19 protein-coding genes and 1 pseudogene are annotated in these 20,083 nt (G+C 58.9%); 16 read left to right on the plus strand and 4 right to left on the minus strand.

The window, feature by feature from the left end:
* The first annotated feature begins 265 nt into the window (after positions 1-265).
* From ROSERS_RS27425 to ROSERS_RS27430, 3 genes and pseudogenes are all read left to right on the plus strand, one after another.
* A pseudogene (locus ROSERS_RS27425) lies at positions 266-1,091 on the plus strand (IS5 family transposase).
* Positions 1,092-1,359: 268 nt separating this feature from the next.
* Positions 1,360-2,394, plus strand: coding sequence for an FkbM family methyltransferase (locus ROSERS_RS17650; RefSeq protein WP_198136320.1), 1,035 nt, complete (start codon positions 1,360-1,362; stop codon positions 2,392-2,394).
* A 193-nt stretch (positions 2,395-2,587) separates the two neighbouring features.
* Positions 2,588-2,899, plus strand: a complete 312-nt coding sequence (locus ROSERS_RS27430) for an alpha/beta fold hydrolase (protein ID WP_049767539.1) — start codon at positions 2,588-2,590, stop codon at positions 2,897-2,899.
* A gap of 78 nt (positions 2,900-2,977) precedes the next feature.
* On the opposite strand, the gene ROSERS_RS26175 is transcribed toward ROSERS_RS27430, so the two are convergent.
* A complete protein-coding gene (locus ROSERS_RS26175) occupies positions 2,978-3,136 on the minus strand; it encodes a hypothetical protein (protein ID WP_157041139.1) in 159 nt (52 codons plus the stop codon).
* Positions 3,137-3,292: 156 nt separating this feature from the next.
* Between ROSERS_RS26175 and ROSERS_RS17665 the strand changes: the two genes are divergently transcribed.
* The 3 genes from ROSERS_RS17665 to ROSERS_RS26180 all read left to right on the plus strand — a co-directional run bounded on the left by ROSERS_RS17665 (position 3,293) and on the right by ROSERS_RS26180 (position 3,999).
* Positions 3,293-3,526, plus strand: coding sequence for a hypothetical protein (locus ROSERS_RS17665; RefSeq protein WP_011958125.1), 234 nt, complete (start codon positions 3,293-3,295; stop codon positions 3,524-3,526).
* A gap of 3 nt (positions 3,527-3,529) precedes the next feature.
* On the plus strand, positions 3,530-3,766 hold the full coding sequence (locus ROSERS_RS17670; protein ID WP_011958126.1) for a hypothetical protein: 237 nt from the start codon (positions 3,530-3,532) through the stop codon (positions 3,764-3,766).
* Between the two features lie 95 nt (positions 3,767-3,861).
* Positions 3,862-3,999, plus strand: coding sequence for a hypothetical protein (locus ROSERS_RS26180; protein WP_157041140.1), 138 nt, complete (start codon positions 3,862-3,864; stop codon positions 3,997-3,999).
* Positions 4,000-4,272: 273 nt separating this feature from the next.
* On the opposite strand, the gene ROSERS_RS17675 is transcribed toward ROSERS_RS26180, so the two are convergent.
* The gene (locus ROSERS_RS17675) at positions 4,273-4,989 is read right to left on the minus strand and encodes a YdcF family protein (protein ID WP_232282654.1); all 717 of its coding nucleotides are present in this window, start codon (positions 4,987-4,989) and stop codon (positions 4,273-4,275) included.
* A 64-nt stretch (positions 4,990-5,053) separates the two neighbouring features.
* On the opposite strand from ROSERS_RS17675, the gene ROSERS_RS17680 reads away from it, so the two are divergent.
* The gene (locus ROSERS_RS17680; RefSeq protein ID WP_011958128.1) at positions 5,054-5,737 is read left to right on the plus strand and encodes a PIG-L deacetylase family protein; all 684 of its coding nucleotides are present in this window, start codon (positions 5,054-5,056) and stop codon (positions 5,735-5,737) included.
* Positions 5,738-5,872: 135 nt separating this feature from the next.
* Here ROSERS_RS17680 and ROSERS_RS17685 read toward each other — a convergent pair whose 3' ends face one another.
* On the minus strand, positions 5,873-7,072 hold the full coding sequence (locus ROSERS_RS17685) for a GNAT family N-acetyltransferase (RefSeq protein WP_232282655.1): 1,200 nt from the start codon (positions 7,070-7,072) through the stop codon (positions 5,873-5,875).
* A 111-nt stretch (positions 7,073-7,183) separates the two neighbouring features.
* Here ROSERS_RS17685 and ROSERS_RS17690 point away from each other — a divergent pair, with 111 nt between their 5' ends.
* Positions 7,184-9,718, plus strand: a complete 2,535-nt coding sequence (locus tag ROSERS_RS17690) for a ligase-associated DNA damage response DEXH box helicase (protein WP_011958130.1) — start codon at positions 7,184-7,186, stop codon at positions 9,716-9,718.
* 149 nt (positions 9,719-9,867) lie between these two features.
* Here the strand turns inward: ROSERS_RS17690 and ROSERS_RS17695 are convergent, their stop codons facing one another.
* Entirely contained in the window at positions 9,868-10,149 is a 282-nt protein-coding gene (locus ROSERS_RS17695) for a hypothetical protein (RefSeq protein ID WP_011958131.1), read from the minus strand.
* 203 nt (positions 10,150-10,352) lie between these two features.
* Here ROSERS_RS17695 and ROSERS_RS17700 point away from each other — a divergent pair, with 203 nt between their 5' ends.
* The 8 genes from ROSERS_RS17700 to uvrA all read left to right on the plus strand — a co-directional run bounded on the left by ROSERS_RS17700 (position 10,353) and on the right by uvrA (position 19,552).
* Positions 10,353-11,657, plus strand: a complete 1,305-nt coding sequence (locus ROSERS_RS17700) for a BCD family MFS transporter (RefSeq protein ID WP_011958132.1) — start codon at positions 10,353-10,355, stop codon at positions 11,655-11,657.
* Positions 11,658-11,766: 109 nt separating this feature from the next.
* Positions 11,767-12,108 (plus strand): DUF4190 domain-containing protein, encoded by a 342-nt coding sequence (locus tag ROSERS_RS17705; protein WP_011958133.1) that lies wholly within the window; start codon positions 11,767-11,769, stop codon positions 12,106-12,108.
* On the plus strand, positions 12,105-12,254 hold the full coding sequence (locus ROSERS_RS26185) for a hypothetical protein (RefSeq protein ID WP_157041141.1): 150 nt from the start codon (positions 12,105-12,107) through the stop codon (positions 12,252-12,254). The genes ROSERS_RS17705 and ROSERS_RS26185 overlap by 4 nt, the downstream gene beginning before the upstream one ends.
* A gap of 66 nt (positions 12,255-12,320) precedes the next feature.
* The gene (locus tag ROSERS_RS17710) at positions 12,321-13,292 is read left to right on the plus strand and encodes an aldo/keto reductase (protein ID WP_011958134.1); all 972 of its coding nucleotides are present in this window, start codon (positions 12,321-12,323) and stop codon (positions 13,290-13,292) included.
* A gap of 155 nt (positions 13,293-13,447) precedes the next feature.
* On the plus strand, positions 13,448-14,755 hold the full coding sequence (locus ROSERS_RS17715) for an MFS transporter (protein ID WP_011958135.1): 1,308 nt from the start codon (positions 13,448-13,450) through the stop codon (positions 14,753-14,755).
* 367 nt (positions 14,756-15,122) lie between these two features.
* Complete coding sequence (locus ROSERS_RS17720; RefSeq protein WP_011958136.1) at positions 15,123-15,446, plus strand: nucleotidyltransferase domain-containing protein; 324 nt, start codon at positions 15,123-15,125, stop codon at positions 15,444-15,446.
* Between the two features lie 23 nt (positions 15,447-15,469).
* Positions 15,470-15,847, plus strand: a complete 378-nt coding sequence (locus ROSERS_RS17725) for a HEPN domain-containing protein (RefSeq protein ID WP_041334031.1) — start codon at positions 15,470-15,472, stop codon at positions 15,845-15,847.
* A 582-nt stretch (positions 15,848-16,429) separates the two neighbouring features.
* On the plus strand, positions 16,430-19,552 hold the full coding sequence (gene uvrA / locus ROSERS_RS17730) for an excinuclease ABC subunit UvrA (RefSeq protein ID WP_011958138.1): 3,123 nt from the start codon (positions 16,430-16,432) through the stop codon (positions 19,550-19,552).
* The last annotated feature ends 531 nt before the right edge of the window (positions 19,553-20,083 follow it).

Below are 20,083 nucleotides of genomic sequence, written 5' to 3' on the forward strand. Positions count from 1 at the left end.
GGCGGTGTCAACCAGAAGAATCGCACCCGCACCATACCGTGCAACGTGCGCTGCCGGACCCGCAACACCTGCCCTGGCGCAATCCCACGCACGATGATAGTGTATACTATGCGTGACGAGCCTATAGCCGTATGCTTGAAGGAGATGCGGATGGCGCACTTGCCGACAGTACTCGCGTACGCAATGCGTCTCAGAGGGCGATCAGAAAACCGGATTTGTGGTATCATGATAGTGACCATGCCGTTCTGATAAGGAGCAATCTGGTATGCCACGACGTGCACTTCGATCCTATCCAACGAATTATGCGACCGATCTGACCGATGAGCAATGGGCTGCTATCGCGCCACTCGTCGCCACCCCGTCGCCCAACGGCGGCCGCCCGACCGAAATCGATCGCCGCGCGATTGTCAACGCCCTGCTGTACAAACATCGCACGGGCTGCCAATGGCGCATGCGTCCAAAAGATGTTCCGCCAATGAGCTCTGTTCGGTACTATTTCGACAAATGGAATCGTGATGGAACATTCATCAAAATCAATGATACCTTGCGCAAACTGGCGCGACAAGCGTTGAATCGCGACCCGGAGCCGTCCATCAGCGTCCTGGACTCCCAATCCGTCAAAACGACCGAAGCAGGCGGAGAACGCGGCTACGATGGGGGAAAAAAAGGTCAACGGGCGCAAACGGCAATGCTGGGTTGATACAAATGGGTTCTTGCTGCGCGTGCTCGTCCATCCGGCAGACATTTCTGATACCGAAGGCGCGGAGTGGCTTTTGGCCGCGCATCATCAATCGTTTCCTCGGATGCAAGAAATTCGGGTGGATGAAGGCTACAAACAAGGGTTAAATGAATGGATGCAACAGAACACGACGATACGCCTGAATGTCATCGAAAAACCGCCTGGACAAAAGGGATGTGCGGTCATCCCGAAGCGATGGGTGGTAGAACGCTCGATTGCGTGGGCGGGACGCAATCGGTTGTTGCGGCGAATAATTATTCGCCGCAACAACCGCAACCCAGAATCAAGCGAAGCCTTTCTTTATCTCGGTTCTATTGCAATGCTCCTGAATAGGCTTTATCCGAGGTGTTAGTTTGTGATCACGCTCTCAGCCAGATTAAGCGTATTCAGGCGATAGCTGCATGAATTTCCTCGTTGATGCCCATCTTCCACTCAAATGATGACCTCATTTTTATTTACTCGATCCATCGCTGACATTGAACAAGCATTAGAGACAAACGAGTATATCGAAATAAGTCGAACTGAGCTGATAATCCATATGTAGAAAGATACGCCTGCAGGTTGCGAAGACGGGGTCTGCGGAGTCATAGTTAACCTGCTCACATGTCATGGGGCAAAGTATGAAATCACCACTTAACTTCGGCGATACCTTCCAGCGTCTCAAGATTGCTATCAGTATTTTGTTTCAATCCCAAAGCGAGAAAGCAGATATGAGTGATGTCTATTTTTGTTATCGACTTATTCTGGGCCGAATGCCGGATGCCGAAGGATGGCATAATTGGTCACGTCAGGTCGCTTCCGGGATGACCAGACATCAGCTTCTCAGGATGTTCTTAGGTTCACCAGAGTATCAAAGTAAAAATAGACTAGCAGCCATAGAGCGAGTGGAAACTGAAAGGTTTGTGTTGTTCGTTGATATGAATGATGGCGCCTATGCAGAGTCAATCTCCCAAAGTAAAGTTTACGAACCACACATTACAGACCTTCTCCAAAGCTTACTAAAGCCTGAGCATGTATTCTTAGATATTGGATGCAACGTTGGCTGGTTTTCTTTGATCGCGGCTTCGATTCTAAAAAAAGGCAAAGTGATTGGAGTTGAGCCCAATCAAAACAATCTTCAACTCCTTTACCGAAGCATGATCGAGAACCAGTTTGATAACATGGTCATCTACCCATATGCAGCGACTGACAGGTCAAGGATACTTCAAATGAGCGGATATGGCCCTTACGCATATGTCCATTCCATCTTCAAGGATGCTGGTTTTACATATGTACAAGGCATTGCGATCGATGAATTAGTGCGTGATGAGAGCAGACTGGACGTTATCAAAATGGATATTGAAGGCCATGAACCTGTAGCGCTTCAGGGTATGAGACGAACGATCGCCAGATATAGGCCGATTATCGTCTCTGAGTTTCATCCCAAAGCTATAAGGGAGTATTCCAGGCAGGAACCTCAAGACTACCTGGAAGCACTTGTTAGCATGGGGTATAGCCTTTCGGTGGTGGAACCGACCGGCAAGGTAATCGACTTTATCGATCCATCTGAGATTATGACCCATTGGCGCAATCTAAACCTGCAGTTTGACAGCAGAGATGCTATGCATCTCGATATACTTGCCAGGCCATCAAACCCTACTGAGCATTCGCTGTAAGCGAGAGATGGCAAGCCCCGCCGCCCAGCATCGCGTGCATCTGACTCGCCTGGGCTGTCGCAGCATGTGAAGCATAGCGTTGGGCGGCTGTATCCAAACAGGACGAGGAATGCCTTGTTATCCTACGAGACGGCCGGAACAGGACACCCGCTCCTGCTGATACACGGCGCCCTTGTCAGCAGGAGAATGTGGCGTGATTCAGATCGCCGAATTCAGCAAGACCTATCAGGTAGTTGCCCCCGATCTCCCAGCGCACGGCGACTCACCCGAAGCCATCGGACCGTACACTACAGCGTGTCTTGCCAACGCGATCATTGACCTGCTTGATTTCTTGAAGGTCGAACGAACCCATGTGTGCGGGCACTCCCTTGGCGGGATGGTTGCACAGCAATTGGCCGCTTCTCGCCCCGAGCGAGTAGCCAGACTTGTCCTGGCAGAGACGGCTTTCAGCACCCAGAGCTCGCGTGGGAACGTGTACAAACCTGGATGGCGATCTCGTTTATGAAGGTGATCCCACAACGTATGCTTGTGGCCCTGTCAGCAAGGCAATATGCGAGAATACATCCTGGCGTCGCTCTATTCATCAAGCATGGAGATGGGGCGCTACGACCGCGAGACTGCAATCCGAGTCATGAGGGCGGCGCTTGACTTTGACGGCATAGGTTTGCCCAACCACTCGCTCCAGCCGACGTCCGCCTTTGGTAGCGCGGCTCAGCCGCAGATCGTTGGGCAGCACCATCATCGCTCGTCTCCATTTGATGTCCAGTTCCTGACCACGGTCAACCCTCGTCCCGCAGCCCAACGCTTATTCACTTCCTCTGCCGCAGAAGTGGTACAATGAATGTCGTGACACTGGGCCAATCTCCCGCCCGATGATGCGCTGGAACGTTGCGGGCATATGCGCTTTACTATTCTCAGCGACATCACTGAGGTCGAGACGATTGCGCTCAATCGTGGCATTCGCGAGGTCGCGCGTTTGCGGAAACAGTATGGACGTGGACGGTGGCGGAAGCGCAAAGGGGTCGCCACAGTGCTGCTTGCCGATGGAACAACGCGCACGGCTGAACTCCACTGGTACGAAGCTGCTGGAATTGGACCGAAGGAGTACAAGATTGAGCGATTCCTGGACTAGCCTATGATACCGCTAACTGCAACTGAGCCGCGCTTTGCGATCTGCATCGCGAATACGGACTATCCCGCCGCCTTGGAAGTGCGGAAAATCTATCAAGTCCTGCCGGATGCCGATGCTGCCCAGCATCAGTATCTCCGGATTATTGATGAATCGGGCGAGGATTACCTGTACCCAGCGGCCTATTTTGTGCTGGTTGATTTACCAAAAGAGGTCCGGGAAGCGCTCCTCAAAGTGGCATAAGAGCCTATCCGAAGAACCCGGCGGCACGCACGGCGATCACGCCACAGGCGAAAAGGTTCCAGTTGTTCGGATAGGCGCTTAGCACACCAGGTCGCATGACGGTTTCGCGTGGCGGAACGACGAACCTTGTGCGACAGGGTGGTTCCGCTCGCCGCCTGGCGACTGAAGTCGCGGCTGGCAGGCGGGAAGCCCGCCTGCGCGGGCGTGAGGGAGCGCATCCCGCTCGCCCGTAGACAAGCCCGTCGGACTTCCACGTCTTAGAGCCTATCCGAAGAATCCGGCGGCGCGCACGGCGATCACGCCGTAGGCGAAAAGGTTCCAGTTGTTCCGATAGGCTCTAATCTCAACATCAGGTTGACCAGCAAGAACACAACGAACGAGCGTTTCATCGTTCGCATTCTCCTATGGCAATCAAGCTGATCAACGATTGGGGTGTCTATCGACGAGATAGTCCCTCGATCTGCGGCGATGCGACGCCGCAACCCGGACAGATCTCCAGCACCCGCTTACCTTCCTGCAAATACGTACCTCAAATAGCGCCAGGTCTCGCCCACCACGGCATTGGGGTCATCAGCGCGTGAAGCATCGCCAGCCGGTGATCCATACGCAGTCAATCCTTCGTCGCGCGCGACCTTGAGGGCGGTGAGCATCGCTGGAGGATCGACGACGATGACAACCGATGAGATCCCTTGCGCACGCGCCATATTCGCCGCAGCGCGCAAGCCCTCGACCAGCGACGCGCTCTCTTCTTCGATGAGCAACACCTGCGGCGGCGCCCCTTGATCGATCAGATACTGGCGCGCACGCGGCGCGACCGTGACGCCGGTCAGAATAATGCGACTGACCATCCCACGACGGTAGAGATTGGCGGCATGATCACACTGCGCTTTTTGTTCAGATGTGAGCGCGCCGTCAACCGCCTCGCCTGGCACGACCGCAGCGCCAGCCGGGCGCGCTTCATCACGTCCGCTCTGCACGACAACCATTGCTGCCGTCAGCCCCAGCAGCAGGAGAGCGCTCGTCAGCACTGTCGCAATCCCGCGACCGAGAGCGATGAGCGCACGGGTCACCGTCTTCAAACGTGGATGCCGGTTCACTGGATGCCTCGTTTGCCCGGTTTTCATAAGGCGATCGCCGGCGTCAGGAGCTCCTGTCAGAACGGTTGAGGTGCGGGTGTCTTCGTCGAGTCGCACACCCATCCGCTGCACATTGACAGCCGTCATCTTCACTCCAGGCGATTGGTATAATATACGGCAATTCGACACCTGTTGCTGAAGAGAACCCACCATGACCGACGAACCAAAACGCGCGCTTGTGATCGGCGCCCATCCCGACGACAATGAGTTCGGCGCTGGCGGAACCATCGCCAAACTTGCCGATCAGGGATGGGACATCACCTTCATCATTGCCACCAACGGCAACAAGGGCAGCCATGACCCATCCATGTCGTCGTTTCGCCTGTCCGAAATTCGTGAACAGGAGCAACGAGCCGCCGCCGAAGTGCTCGGAGTGCGCCGTGTCATCTTTCTGCGCAACAATGACGGCGAACTTGAACCCTCGCCTGCGCTGCGTGCGGAATTTGCGCTCTACATCCGCCATTTCAAACCGCACGCCATCTTTACCCACGATCCATGGAAGCATTATATGCTCCACCCCGACCATCGCGCCGTCGGTTTCGCCGTGATCGAGGCGGTGGTCAGCGCGCGCGACCATCTGTTTCTGCCGGGGTTAGGTCAGATTGGAATCGGGGTCTGGCGACCGGAGGCGCTCTATCTGTGGGGAGCGGAACAGCCGGATCACTTCGAAGATGTCTCAGATTATGTAGACCTGAAGATTGCGGCGCTGCGTGAGCATCACACGCAACTGGACGAGGTGCAGGGTTGGGAAGAGCGGGTGCGCCAGCGGATGGCGGAGGCTGGCAAAGATCACGGTTTTGCCGCTGCCGAAGCGTTCAAGAAACTGCCGGTGTAAGCTGAATAGGGGCATGTGGAACTGTTCACCCATGGGATAACACACGCGCCTGGGAGCGAGGGCGTCCCGCCCTCGTCGCGCCTACGAGGGCAAGATGCCCTCGCTCCCAGGAGAAATGTGAACACGTATGTCTCGCTAGAATGCGTCGGATCCGGCGATCCAGGCATGCCCCGTCGGAAAGAGCGCATCGAGTGTTGGCAGGATCGCAGCAGGGATGGAGACCCCCGGTTGATGGGCGATCCAGTGGGCGGGTCGAAAACCGAACAGCAGTTGCACGAATCCCTGCGGCGTCAGCACAACCGTCAGTCGCTCCGGTGCGCCTGATCCCTGCCCCACTGCCAGCATCAGCGCCGCATCGCCGATCTGAAGCCGAAATGCTTCACCTCCAACCACCCGCCATCGCTCCTCAAACAATGGCGCAAGAGCGGCAAACAGGGTCGGCAGGTGCGCCGGAAGCGCCATCCACCCCTCGTCTGGATGACGATAGGTGCGACTGGTGAGGTTCAGACGGTCGGCAAGGGCGTAGAACGTGGGCGAGTCAGGGGGCAGGGACCAGTCGATATCCGTTGCATCCGCCACGGCGCTGGCGTGATACTGGAGCAGGGCAAGCGCCGCGTTCCAGTCATCGGCGGCTGCTTCGACAGCATGGTGTCTGGGTGCATACAACGGCAGCAACAGATACCCGCGCACCTGACCGGTTTCATCACAGGCAAGCAGCGGCGGATGGTCTGCCAGACGCCATGCGAGATCGTGTCGTTGCCAGGCAAGGCTGCGCACAAAACTCCCACTGTACCCGGCGTAGTGGCGCTCGTACAACTCCAACAGAACCGGTGCATCGTCCAGCGTTGCCGGGCGCACCTGATACGGACTGCGGGACCAAGCCGCAAGACTCGCCCGACTGACTGTATGGCGAGTGGTGTCAAAAACATCAACATACCCGAATCGACTATAGAAGCCAGCAATGCCATCAAGCAGAATCAACCCAAGATGTCGCTCATGTGCGCGCATCGTGACATCGTGCATCAACGCTGTGGCAATCCCGTGACCGCGCCAGTCGGGATGAACAACCAGACTGGCGAAACAACCGGTCGGAACCACGACCGATCCAAGACGCATCATCCGTTCGTACAGAATATAGCCGCCGATCAGCGTCGTTCCAACCAACGCACAACGCACCTGTCCGGGTACATAACCAGGCGTTCCCTCGACACGCTGCCGCCAGCGTGATGCGGCAACCGGGGGATATGAGTCTGGTGCGAATGTTTGCGCCGCAAGCAGGAAAAAAGCGTCCAGTTCGTCGGACGTTGCTGCGGAGCGAATAGTGATGTCGGTCATCTGGCGCATCATCGGGAATATGATACCATCTTGCTGCATCAAACTGAAGGGTTGCCATACCGTTGCGACGTGTGCGACGATCCCCCTGGGCAAGGGCATGCTGGCGAAATCATGAACCGTGCATTGATGACCATCGAACAATGGTTTGCGCGTCGGGGGTGGGAACCATTTCCCTTCCAGCGTGAGGTCTGGCAGGCGTATCTGGCAGGCGAAAGTGGCCTGATCCACGCCACCACCGGCGCAGGCAAAACATACGCTGCCTGGATGGGTCCGATCGCAGAGTGGCTGGCATCCACACCGTCTGACCGCGCCGCGCCGTCGCTGCAGGTTCTGTGGATCACGCCGCTGCGCGCGCTGGCTGCCGATACGGTCGAGGCGCTCCGTGCGCCGCTCGATGACCTCGGCGTTCCCTGGCAGGTCGAAGCGCGCACCGGCGACACCCCCGCCGCCACGCGCGCCCGTCAGCGTCGGCGCCTGCCGACTGCGCTGGTGACAACTCCCGAAAGTCTCTCGCTGCTGCTCACCCAACCCGAGTGGCGCGATCTGTTCGCCGACCTGCGGATGATCGTCGTTGATGAATGGCACGAACTCCTCTCGACCAAACGCGGCGTTCAGGTCGAACTGGCGCTGGCGCGACTCCGTGGATTGCGTCCTTCCGTGCGCATCTGGGGACTTTCGGCGACAATGGGCAACCTGGACCAGGCGCTGGATGCGCTTCTTCCTGCGGCGACCGAACAACCGTCGCGCGGCAGGATCGTGCGCGGTCTGATCCCCAAGCCGATTGTGATCGAGACCTTGCTGCCTGAGACTATCGAACGCTTCCCGTGGGCGGGACACCTGGGCTTGCAATTGCTGCCGCAGGTCGTGGCGAAGATTGAGCAGAGCGCGACAACGCTGGTCTTTACCAACACGCGCGCACAGGCGGAGATCTGGTACCAGGCATTGCTGGATGCGCGCCCGGATTGGGCTGGTACGCTGGCGCTCCACCACGGCTCTCTGGACCGCGAGGTGCGTGAGTGGGTCGAAGCGGCGCTGCGCGCCCGGCGCCTGCGCTGTGTGGTATGCACCTCTACGCTCGATCTCGGCGTCGATTTCTCACCCGTCGATCAGGTCATTCAGATTGGCAGTCCCAAGGGAATTGCACGTCTGATGCAACGCGCCGGGCGGAGCGGTCATCGACCTGGCGCTGTCAGCATCGTCACGTTCGCTCCCGCCAGTGCGCTGGAACTGATCGAAATCGCAGCAGCGCGCGATGCCATCGCACACGATTGGATCGAAACTCGCCATCCACTCGAAGCGCCGCTCGATGTGCTCGTGCAACACCTGGTGACCTGTGCGTTGGGCGGTGGTTTTGTCGGCAGTGAACTGCTTGCCGAAGTGCGCACTACCCGCGCCTTCCGCAACCTGAGCGACGCCGAATGGCAGTGGGCGCTCGATTTTGTGGTGCAGGGCGGCGCATCACTGCGCGCCTATCCAGAATTTCATCGTGTCATCGAACGCGATGGGCGCTATGTTGTCACCAATGACGCCGTCGCGCGACGGCATCGGGTCAGCATTGGCACAATCGTGAGCGATTCGGCGCTCAAGGTGCAGTATGTTCGGGGTGGAACGCTCGGCGTGGTCGAAGAGTCATTTGCAGCTCGCTTGAAGCCGGGAGACATCTTTTTCTTCGGCGGCAAGGCGCTGGAGTTCGTGCAGTTGCGCGATATGACCGTATTCGTGCGCAAGACGGAACGGCGTGATGGGGTCACGCCGCGCTGGATGGGGGGACGTATGCCGCTCTCGACGGAACTGTCTCACGCGATCCGTGCGCGGATCGAAGCGGCGCGCAGCGGCGTCTTTCGTGATGCCGAGATGGAGGCGGTGCGACCGCTGCTGGACGTGCAGGCGCAGTGGTCGCTGCTTCCAGCCGCCGACGAACTGCTGATCGAGCGGACGCAGACCCGCGAGGGGCATCATCTCTTTGTCTACCCGTTCGAGGGGCGCCTGGTGCATGAAGGCATGGCTGCGCTGATCGCATATCGTCTCAGTCGCCTGCGTCCCATCACGTTCACCCTGGCGATGAACGATTACGGCTTCGAGTTGCTCGCGCCGGAACCGGCGCCGCTGTCAGAAGCGCCTGGTATCATGCTCGACACCACCCACAGCGCACGGCGATGGGAGATAAGCGGTGCGCACATGCCACTCTTCGGCATCGATCATCTGGCGGACGACATCATCGCCAGCATGAACGCAACCGAAATGGCAAAGCGCCAGTTCCGCGAGATTGCGAGGATTGCCGGACTGGTGTACGAAGGATACCCCGGCGAGAAGAGCGCACGGCAAATTCAGGCATCAAGCAGCCTGATGTATGATGTGTTCGCGCAGTATGATCCAGAGAACCGACTGCTGGAACAGGCGCGACGCGAAGTGCTGGAACGCCAGTTAGAGCACAGTCGCCTGGCGATGGCGCTGAGGCGCATTGCTGCAGGACGGATCATCGTCGTCGATGTTCCCCGTCCGACGCCGTTCGCATTTCCGCTGCTCGTCGACCGGTTGCGGGAAAGTCTCAGTTCTGAAAAACTGGCGGATCGGGTGCGCAAGATGCAACTGGCGCTGGAACGCGAGGCGGGGATGGTTCCAGGAAAGGATCGGCAGACCACCTGACCATCCGATAGTCGCACAGGCGTCAGGGCTTGCAGCGCCTGCGCGGCGACGAAGGTGTGACGCCTGTATTTCCAGGGACGGTCAGCAGAGCGGATCATCCAGCGCCCGGCGCACGTGAAAACTGAATCGATCCACCTGCGCCAGCGATCCTACGTTGATCGCTGCACCATCACCTGGAACGCAAAGATGCCAAAGATAATCAGGGGGGTCAGGCGGCGCAACCAGCGGAGCGCAATGTCATTCTGCACGATCTCATCGGCTGCGGGAAAATACTGCGCCAGATGCAGGCATCCCAGTACCAGCACAACGGTTGTCAACCAGAAACTACCGGTGAGCATGAAGGCGAAACACAGCAACGCTGCGAGACCGATGATTGAGAGGTAAACAGGGGCTTCGTTCGTTTCACTGCTCTGCGGGTCGTGAGGTTCCATGACGATCACCTGTTTCCTGTGTCGGGAGCGCGAGGAATATCGCTCCAGCCCGTTAACGAGAAGACGGCGCGATTGCCGTCGTTTATGTTCTCTTGTTCACAGGTATAATAGCATGCAGAAGATACAGTCGCCATGATCAAGGTGGTAACAACTTGATTGCTGGACTGCAATCAACCTTGCTTTGATGTTTTTCAGGACATGCTATGCGCTGGACAACCATCTTTCGCCTGGGGCTGATCAATGTTGCGGTCGCACTGACTGCGGTTCCCATCGAAAGCACACTGAACCGGATTATGATCAGTGAACTGCGCCTGCCAGCATCGCTGGTGGCATTGCTGATCGCACTCCCGTATGCTTTCTCGCCCATCCAGATTTGGATCGGCTCATTCTCTGATCGACATCCATTGCTTGGACTCCGCCGCACGCCGTACACCATCATCGGGCTGCTTCTGTGCGCTGGCGGGTCGGCGCTGTCGCCAACTGCGGCATTTGCCATGGCGGAAAACTTCTGGTTGGGGCTGCCGCTCGGCATCCTGGCATTCGGTGCGTGGGGCATGGGGTTCAACTTTGCGACGGTCTCGTACCTGGCGCTGGCGACGGAACTCTCAGGCGAAGAATATCGTGCGCGCACCGTTGGCGTGATGTGGTTCATGCTGATTGTCGGGGTCATTATTGCAGGCGTCAGCCTCTCGCGCATGCTGCGCGACTATACGCCGGATGCGCTGTTTACGGCGTTTTACGTTGTGTGTGGCGTGGCGCTGCTGATCGGCATCGCTGCCCTGTGGCGACTGGAGGAGCGCGACAGAGCGCCGCGCACCCCCGAGCGACGCAGTTTTGCCCAGATGATCGCAACTGTCGCCGGAACGCCGCAGGCGCGCCTGTTCTTCGTCTATCTGGTGCTGCTGCTGATTGCCATTCTGGGGCAGGACGTGCTGCTCGAACCATTCGCTGCCGACGTATTCGGCGCACCGGTTGAGGTAACGACGCGCTACACGTCGATCTGGGGCATGGCATTGCTGATCGGATTGCTGGTCACAAGTCCAATAGCGCGGCGGCGAGGGAAACCATTCGCAGCCGCCATCGGCGGGTCGCTGGTGGCGCTTGGACTGGCATTGATTGCTGCCAGCGGCTTTCTGAACATACCGGCAATCTTCATTCCCAGCCTGATCATGTTTGGGTTTGGCAGCGGCGTTTCGACGGCTGCCAACCTGTCACTGATGCTCGACATGACGATCCCCGGTCAGATTGGCGCATTCGTGGGAGCATGGGGAGTCGCCAACTCAATGGCGCGGTTGCTGGGTACGGTGCTGAGCGGCGTCACCCGTGACGCATTGACCAACCTGCTCGACAGTCGCATGCTCGGATACGTGGTGGTCTTCTCGTTGCAGGCGGTCGCCATGGTCATATCACTGATGCTGCTGCCGCGGATCAGCGCAGCACGTTTCCGCCAGGAAGCGGCGCCGTCAGCGCGCGAACTCGTGGCGCTCGCGGGAGAAGCGCAGGGGTAGTGGAGTGGTTGAACGTTGCAGGGTGAACGTTGCAGGGCGCCCATTTGAAGTTGGGCGGCGAACGTTTGACTGTTGCCCGTTGCCCATTTGAAGGCGAAAGACAACTGTCATGAACACTCCTACCCCCACCAACCGGCTGGCAATTGTCAGTTTTGTGAGCGGATTTCTGTCCCTTCTTAGCATGGCCGGGATGTTTGGGTTGCTCCGCTTCGGATTGACTGCACATGATCTGATCATAACGCTGATTGACCGGGTGATTATACCGCTGCGCAATTTCTGTATGATTGCAGCAGTGGTGACAGGCATCCTTGCGCTCAGGGAGATCAGGCGGAAAGAGGGCGCTGAGAAGGGAAAACTGCTGGCGTGGTCGGGCATCGCGCTCGGCACTGTCTGGATCGTGTTGATGATACTGGTTGGTCTGGCGTTTCTTTGGGGAATGCTCCAACAATGAACGCCTGTGAGAAGATGTTGCGCTGCGGTGTGGCGACGGTGCAGTGCAACGTCTTTACCGTTCGGCGTGGCGACGTTGCATTGCATCGTCTCTACCAGAACATTCGCACCCTGCAACGTTCAACGCTCAACATCCCGTCCGTTTGACACCTGCCCGATCCCTTGCGATAATCGTCGGCAGGTTTCGCCTTCATCAGCCACAGGTTCTCTGCAATGACACACGCATCACACTCCCTGCCGCTCCGCCCGCTCGGTCAAACTGGTTTCCAGGTAACGCCGATCTGCATCGGGTGCGCACCACTCGGAAATATGCCCGAAACCTTTGCCTACAGTGTTGCCGAAGATCAGGCGATTGCAACCCTGACCGAAGCGTTCCGCAGTCCGATCAATTTCCTGGACACCGCTGCGGCATACGGCGATGGTGAAAGCGAACGCCGGATCGGGGTCGTATTGCGCAACCTGGGTGGTCTTCCGCCTGGATTCGTGCTGGCGACCAAAGCCGACCGCGATCTGACGACTGGCGATTTCAGCGGCGACCAGATCCGGCGCTCGGTCGAGCGCAGCCTGGCATTACTGGGACTCGACCGCCTGCAATTCGTGTACATCCACGACCCGGAGCACACGACGTTCGAGAATGTGATGGGGAAAGGCGGTCCACTTGAGGTCTTGCAGCGTTTCCAGGCAGAAGGGGTGATCGAACACATCGGCATTTCCGGTGGTCCGATTCCTATGCTCATCCGTTACGTCGAAACCGGTGCATTTATGGCGGTTGAGACGCACAATCGCTACACGTTGCTGAACCGGTCGGCGGAACCACTGCTCGATGTTGCATCCAGGCGCGGAGTGGCCGTGGTCAATGCAGCGCCGTATGGCAGCGGCATCCTGGCGAAGGGACCGGACGCCTATGCGCGCTATGCGTACCAGGATGCGCCGCCGGCGCTGGTTGAACGAACGCGCGCCCTGGCAGCGATCTGCCAGGAGTACGGCGTGCCGTTGGCGGCTGCCGCGCTCCAGTTCTCACTGCGCGATCCACGCATTACATCAACCGTTGTGGGCGTCAGCAAGCCGGAGCGAATTGCAGCTACCCTGGAACTGGCGCGCATCCCCATCCCCGACGAACTCTGGCAGCGCCTCGATGCAGTGGGGTTCGATACGAACGACCCGGAAGAGCATCGGTTCACGTAAGTAAGCAGGGGCGCAGCGCCGCAGCGCCCGGTGGCATCGTAGGGGCGCAGCGCCGCAGCGCCCGGTGGCATCGTAAAGGCGCAGCGCCGCAGCGCCCGGACTGGCATCGGGGCCATGGCGCGGGCAAGAGGCGCGAGACAGGCAACGTAGAGACATTGAATGCACCAGGTATCCATCGCTGGCGCGCGCTAGAAACTGGCGCGCGTCGCTATCTCCTGCACCTGGCGATCCTCACGCTCAGCCTGTCGGTGGTGGTGCTGTACTACAACCTGGCAGTTGTGGCGCTGGGGTATTCGCGCGGTTTTCTTGGCATTTTGCAGACGGTGACGCAGGGTGTGGCAGCGCTGTTGAGCCTGCCGCTCTGGTTAAGCGTGCAGCGCCTGGGGTTGCGCCGCGCGCTTGCGGCATCGGTAGTGCTGTACGCTGTTGGGCTGCTGCTGTTCGCCGCGCTGCCGCAGGCAGCGTCGCTGATCGTATCTGCCGCATTCATGGGAATGGCTGCGGTGCTGGCGCAGGTGACGGCAGCGCCCCTCATGATGCGCCTCAGCAATGATGCAACCCGCGATTATCTGTTCAGCGCCAGCGCTGCGATCGCTATCGGCTTGAATGGCATTGGCAACCTCGGCGCCGGGTTCCTTGCCGATGCAGTCGCGTATCTGCTCAATGTTCCGCCCGACAGCGGCGTGACCTATCGCGCGGTATTTGCCATTGCCGGGATCGGCGCACTGGCATCGCTCCCGCCGTTGTTGCTGCTTCGTGAACCAGAGCATCCATTGGCGTCACCGTCGTCGGAAAGCGTCGCCGCTCCGACGGAAACAGATGCGCACTCCAGCAGCGCACCTCCCTGGCTGGCTCGTGCCCGACCATGGTTCAGGCGTCTACCCACGCCGCTGCAGGCACTGATGCGCAAACCGGCGCTGGTGGTCAAACTTTTGCTGCCGCCCTTCCTGATCTCATGGGGGGCAGCGCTGCTCATTCCCTATCTCAACCTCTACTTCCGCGAGCAGTTTGGTCTTGACAACCGCGCGCTCGGTGCGCTTTTCGCCGGGTTCGATGTGGCGACCGGACTGGCGGCATTGACCGGTCCGGCACTGGCGGCGCGCCTGGGGAAGATCCATACCGTGGTCGTGACCCGCGCTGTTGGGATTCCGCTCCTGCTTCTGTTGGGCGCCGCCTCCGACCTGTGGCTGGCAATCATCGCCGCACTGGCGCGCGTCGTTGCCTTCAATATGGCAGCGCCGCTCTACGATGCCTATGCGATGGAACAAACCGAAGAGCGCGCGCGACCGTTCATGATTGGACTGCTGGGGGCGGCATATAGCGCCGGGTTTCTCATTGCACCCCTGATCAGCACGTTCGTTCAGGAACGGTACGGTTTCAGACCGCTGTTCGTTGCGACAGCGGCGCTGTACGCACTTTCGGTTCTGGTGACGTGGCGATTCTTCGACCATCGTGTTTCTTGATGAGCATCTGTTGCTGAGCTGGAATTTTCCTGTGGAGTGTATGGAGATGTGCGCAGCATACGCCTGACTGCTGTGCGCTCTTGGTCAGGGAAGACACCCAACGCCGCTGCATGCCCGCGCACGAAGTCGCCTTCCGGGTAGGGCGCAGACTTGACTGGCGATCGCAGACGTATTGAACCAGGTACATGCCGGATGCGCGGGTATCCCGTCCGTATGCATGCGATCCCGCAGTCAACCGTTCTGCACTTCGCCGGAGAGGAGAAGGTCGTCTGCGCACGCTGGCGCGACTTCGAGCTGCTGCACCAGAAGCAGATGGTGCTACAATAAGACATGGTAAAGTACGGCTATATCATTCTGTGGTGAAGCGATGCAAGATGTGTTAGCGCAAGTCAGGGCAATCATCACCGGGGAAGTGGAGCAGGAAGGGTATCGAGTGCTTCGCATCCTGCTCTTCGGTAGCCGGGCCCGCGGCGACGCCCGCCCCGACAGCGACTGGGACTTCTTTGTCATCACCGACCGGGAACCCTCTCGGCAAGAAAAGGCAGAGATTGCATCGAGGCTCAGCTGCCGATTTGCAGAACTTGGCTTTTACGCGGATGTTCTCTTCCAGTCAGAGGCGCTCGTTCAGGCCCGTAAAGGCAATACCGGTTTTCTCACCTACTATGTGCTGAAAGAAGGAGTGCCAGTATGAACGAAGAGGCGGTCATTCTCTGAATACGCAGGGCTGAAAGCGATCTCAAAATCGGCAGGGACGAGTTGGTGACTGAGGATCCCGCCACAGATGCCATTTGTTTCCATATGCAGCAGTGCGCTGAAAAATACCTGAAGGCGTTTCTCATCTTTCACGGAAAAGAAATCCCACGAACCCACGATATCGCGTTCTTAATCAGTCTCTGTGTCCAGATAGATCCCGAGTTCCGGCAGCTCATTGAATGGAGCGCTCCGTACCTGACCTCCTATGCAGTCGAAGTTCGCTACGATACAGTTGTCTTCCCCAGCGTGGAAGAAACGCAGCGTGCTGTGAATCTGGCGGAGCGGATAAGGGATTTCATCCGCAAAAAACTACAGCAAGGGGGTTATATCCTGCCATGAGAATCCGTCTCCGGCGCATGCCTGGTAGAAGGTATACCTCCTTCCGGCATCGTGGGCGGACTTTGACCTGACCTCTGTTTCCTGCAAGAAAATCCTTTGGGATTACCAGCAACAGGCTCTCAAGAACGCTGTCAGGCGCATTGGAAATACTACGAAGATTTCGACGACCACCAGTCGCAAGAAACAGACGACATCAACCGCCAGCGTAAGCAGCGCCTGCGGCAGTGGTAGCTGATGGAGATTGAGAAATAAATCCGCTATCCCGCACTAGCCGTGGGGCTAAAGCCCTCGGACAGGCAAGGCAAAGCCCGCCTGCGCGGGCTATACCGGATTATTTCTTCAAAGACCATAAGCACCCCATCCGGGCAGGCAGTTCAGATCTCGCCATACTCGAACATCCCTGGACGCATCCGGGAACGTAGTTCATTGACAGGACGCTCTGCGCCGGATTGACTCGGGCGCAGGGCAGTGCTATACTGTCGCACGTCTGTTCATATCACCTGTCAGCGTATCATCTTCCTGAGCAGAATTTGCGCCGATTCGGTCGGATACGCTGCGTGTCTTGCGAAAGGTCGCCGGAGTATGGCAAAAGACGCCATCGTTATCAAGGGTGCGCGTGAGCACAATCTGAAGGGCATCGACCTCGAAATCCCACGCGACAAACTGGTTGTGCTGACCGGCGTCTCAGGTTCGGGAAAGTCGTCGCTGGCGTTCGATACGCTGTATGCCGAAGGACAGCGCCGGTACGTCGAGTCGCTCTCGGCATACGCCCGTCAGTTTCTCGGGCAGATGGAGAAGCCGAAAGTCGATTACATCGGCGGTCTCTCGCCGGCGATTGCCATCGAGCAGAAGAGCGCGTCGAAGAATCCGCGCTCGACCGTCGGCACCGTCACCGAGATCTACGACTATCTGCGCCTGCTGTACGCTCGCGTTGGAACGCAGCACTGCCACATGTGCGGGCGACCGGTCAGTTCGCAAAGCGCCGAGCAGATCGTCAACCGCGTGCTGACGTTGCCGGCTGGCACACGCTTCATGGTGCTGGCGCCGCTCGTGTCGCAACGCAAAGGCGAGTACAAGGACGTGTTCGCCGAAGCGCGCGCCGAGGGATTCGCGCGGGTGCGCGTCGATGGCGAAATACGCGACCTGGCAAGCGAAATCAAACTCAACAAGAAGGTCAAGCATACTATCGAGATTGTGGTTGATCGTTTGACCATACTGGCACGCGAAGGTGCAACCGATCAGTCGCATGTTCCGAGCGCCCCGATCGGAAAAGCGCAGGCAGGGGCGCAGAGCGATTGGGATGCATTCGTCTCTCGCCTGACCGATAGTGTCGAACAGGCGCTGCGTGTTGGCGAGGGGCAACTGGTTATCAGCATCCAGAATCCATCCGGTGGCACAGAAGAATGGTTGATGAGCGAAGCCAACACCTGCGTCCACTGTGGCATTTCGTTTCCTGAACTGTCGCCGCAGATGTTTTCGTTCAACAGTCCGCAGGGCGCCTGCCCCGAATGCACCGGTCTCGGCGTTCGGATGGAGGTGGACCCGCTGCTGCTCGTGCCCAACCCATCATTGACCCTGCACGAGGGTGCGGTGACCTACTGGGGCGAACTGCGCAAGAAACGCGATTCGTGGGGGTACCGGGCGTTGCTGGCAATTGCGCATCACTACGGCTTCGATCTCGATACGCCATGGGAACAACTCAGCGAGCAGGCACGCCACGTCATTATCTATGGCAGCGGAAAGGAACGAATTCGCTTTCGCTGGGGCGACGAAACCAGTGATAGTCGTGGTGAGTTCATGCGTCCCTGGGAGGGACTGGCAAGTGAAATTCGTCGCCGCTATCAACAGACCGGCAGTGATTACACCCGCGAGTATTACCAGAGTTTTATGAGCGAACAACCCTGCCCGGCATGCGACGGTGCGCGTCTGCGCCCCGAAAGCCTGGCGGTCAGGGTCGGCGGGTGGTCGCTGCGCGATGTGACGCGCCTGACGATTACCGGTGCGATGGCATGGGTGCACGCCCTGAGCGGCATGCCGGTAGACCCGTCGCATCTGGCGGCATTGAACGGGCATGTCGCAGGCAATGGCGCCATACCCCACCTCAGTGTGACACCACTGAGCGACTACCAGATGGCGATTGTCAGCGATGTGCTCAAGGAGATCCGCGAGCGCCTGGGGTTCCTGCTCAATGTCGGTCTGCATTACCTCACCCTCGAACGCCCCGCGCCAACCCTCTCCGGCGGCGAGGCGCAGCGTATTCGCCTGGCATCACAGATCGGCTCCGGTCTCGTCGGCGTCACCTATATCCTCGATGAACCGAGCATCGGGCTGCACCAGCGCGACAATCGCAAACTGCTCGATACGCTGCTGAAACTGCGCGATCTGGGCAATACCGTCGTCGTCGTCGAGCACGACCTGGAAACCATGCAGGCGGCTGACTGGATCATCGACTTCGGTCCTGGGGCAGGCGTCAAGGGGGGCGAGGTGGTCGCAGCCGGTCCTCCTGACCTGATCGCCGCAAACCCTGGCTCCCTGACCGGCGCATACCTGTCCGGGCGATTGGACATTCCGATCCCGCAGCAGCGCCGCACTGCGCGGGTGCGCCCGGTTGCCGATACGGCGCAGGACGCGCCGCGCCGTCGTCGCCGGACTGATCACGCAACCGACCAGGCGGATGGTCCGTGGCTCGAACTCGAAGGCGCAACCATGAATAATCTGCGCGACGTGACCGTTCGTTTTCCGCTCGGCGTCTTCATCTGCGTGACCGGCGTCTCCGGGTCGGGAAAATCATCGCTGATCACCGAAACGCTCTACCCTGCGCTGGCAAACCGCCTGAACCGCGCGCAGTTGAAGCCGGGACCGTTCCGTACATTGCGTGGGCTGGAACATCTCGATAAGGTGATCGATATCGACCAGCAACCGATTGGGCGAACCCCGCGCTCCAACCCGGCAACATACGTCAAACTGTTCGACCTGATCCGCGAACTGTTCGCTTCGACCAATGAGGCGAAACTGCGCGGCTACAACGCCGGGCGCTTTTCGTTCAACCTGAAGGGCGGGCGTTGCGAAGCCTGCGAGGGGAATGGCGAAAAGCGCATCGACATGCAGTTCCTGGCGGATGTCTGGGTGCGCTGCGATGTCTGTAAGGGGAAACGGTACAACCGTGAAACATTGCAGGTCAGGTACAAGGGCAAGTCCATTGCTGACGTGCTCGACATGGACGTGCAGACGGCGCTGGAGTTCTTCGACAATGTGCCGCGCATCAGGCGCATCCTGCAAACGCTCCACGACGTCGGTCTGGACTACATCAAACTCGGTCAGTCGGCGACGACCCTTTCCGGCGGCGAGGCGCAGCGGGTGAAACTGGCGAAAGAACTGGCGCGCACTGCTACCGGTCGCACCATGTATATTCTGGATGAACCAACGACCGGGCTGCACTTCGCCGATGTACAACGCCTGTTGACAGTGCTGCACCGCCTGGTCGATGCAGGCAACACCGTGCTCGTCATCGAGCACAACCTGGACGTTATCAAAACCGCAGACTGGATCATCGACATGGGACCGGAAGGCGGCGACGGGGGTGGCAGAGTCGTGGCGACCGGCACACCCGAAGAAGTGGCGCTGATCGAGGAGTCGCACACCGGTCGATTCCTGCGCGAGATCCTGCACCACCACAACATCGTTGCCAGGGGCGTGCTTGAGTGAATATTTTTCCAAGAATTACAGCAGTTCCCAGATACATTGACCCTCATCCAGGTCTGTCGTGTCGCACGGGACGCTCGTTTCCGCGTGGGGGGGGGCCGCTTCGAGCAAAGTGTTCGATCTCTATAAGAACTCCTCTATGCCGAAATAATGGTCTTTGAATACATAATCCGCTCTCGCCCGCGCAGGCGGGCTTTGCCCCGTATAGCCGAGGGCTTCAGCCCGACGGCAAAGGGTGAATACCTGTTTATATTCTTAATCTCCCACTAGCCCGACGGCACAAGGCGCATACCGGATTAGCCCCACGGCAAGCGGGCGAATGCCGATTTATTCGCGGGGCAGCCGAGGGCACGATGCCCTCGCTCCTGTGATGGGGCGCATCGCGGCATGCGGGCGAAACGCCCACGCTTCCAGGCGGTGTGCGGCTCGCGGGCGAGACAGGGGGACGGGAGATCGACCGCCGAGACGCCTGCGCTCCCAGCCGGGGTGCGGCTCGCGGGCGAGACGCCCGCGCTCCCAGGCAGTGTGCGGCTC

Source organism: Roseiflexus sp. RS-1 (assembly GCF_000016665.1).
In the GTDB taxonomy this organism is placed as follows: domain Bacteria; phylum Chloroflexota; class Chloroflexia; order Chloroflexales; family Roseiflexaceae; genus Roseiflexus.

Bases quoted from the DNA above. Each gene is read 5' to 3' on its own strand.
- ROSERS_RS17650 (WP_198136320.1), top strand. From the start codon at position 1,360: ATGAAATCACCACTTAACTTCGGCGATACCTTCCAGCGTCTCAAGATT.
- ROSERS_RS26175 (WP_157041139.1), bottom strand. From the start codon at position 3,136: ATGATGGTGCTGCCCAACGATCTGCGGCTGAGCCGCGCTACCAAAGGC.
- ROSERS_RS17665 (WP_011958125.1), top strand. From the start codon at position 3,293: ATGCGCTTTACTATTCTCAGCGACATCACTGAGGTCGAGACGATTGCG.
- ROSERS_RS17670 (WP_011958126.1), top strand. From the start codon at position 3,530: ATGATACCGCTAACTGCAACTGAGCCGCGCTTTGCGATCTGCATCGCG.
- ROSERS_RS26180 (WP_157041140.1), top strand. From the start codon at position 3,862: ATGACGGTTTCGCGTGGCGGAACGACGAACCTTGTGCGACAGGGTGGT.
- ROSERS_RS17675 (WP_232282654.1), bottom strand. From the start codon at position 4,989: ATGACGGCTGTCAATGTGCAGCGGATGGGTGTGCGACTCGACGAAGAC.
- ROSERS_RS17680 (WP_011958128.1), top strand. From the start codon at position 5,054: ATGACCGACGAACCAAAACGCGCGCTTGTGATCGGCGCCCATCCCGAC.
- ROSERS_RS17685 (WP_232282655.1), bottom strand. From the start codon at position 7,072: ATGACCGACATCACTATTCGCTCCGCAGCAACGTCCGACGAACTGGAC.
- ROSERS_RS17690 (WP_011958130.1), top strand. From the start codon at position 7,184: ATGAACCGTGCATTGATGACCATCGAACAATGGTTTGCGCGTCGGGGG.
- ROSERS_RS17695 (WP_011958131.1), bottom strand. From the start codon at position 10,149: ATGGAACCTCACGACCCGCAGAGCAGTGAAACGAACGAAGCCCCTGTT.
- ROSERS_RS17700 (WP_011958132.1), top strand. From the start codon at position 10,353: ATGCGCTGGACAACCATCTTTCGCCTGGGGCTGATCAATGTTGCGGTC.
- ROSERS_RS17705 (WP_011958133.1), top strand. From the start codon at position 11,767: ATGAACACTCCTACCCCCACCAACCGGCTGGCAATTGTCAGTTTTGTG.
- ROSERS_RS26185 (WP_157041141.1), top strand. From the start codon at position 12,105: ATGAACGCCTGTGAGAAGATGTTGCGCTGCGGTGTGGCGACGGTGCAG.
- ROSERS_RS17710 (WP_011958134.1), top strand. From the start codon at position 12,321: ATGACACACGCATCACACTCCCTGCCGCTCCGCCCGCTCGGTCAAACT.
- ROSERS_RS17720 (WP_011958136.1), top strand. From the start codon at position 15,123: ATGCAAGATGTGTTAGCGCAAGTCAGGGCAATCATCACCGGGGAAGTG.
- uvrA (WP_011958138.1), top strand. From the start codon at position 16,430: ATGGCAAAAGACGCCATCGTTATCAAGGGTGCGCGTGAGCACAATCTG.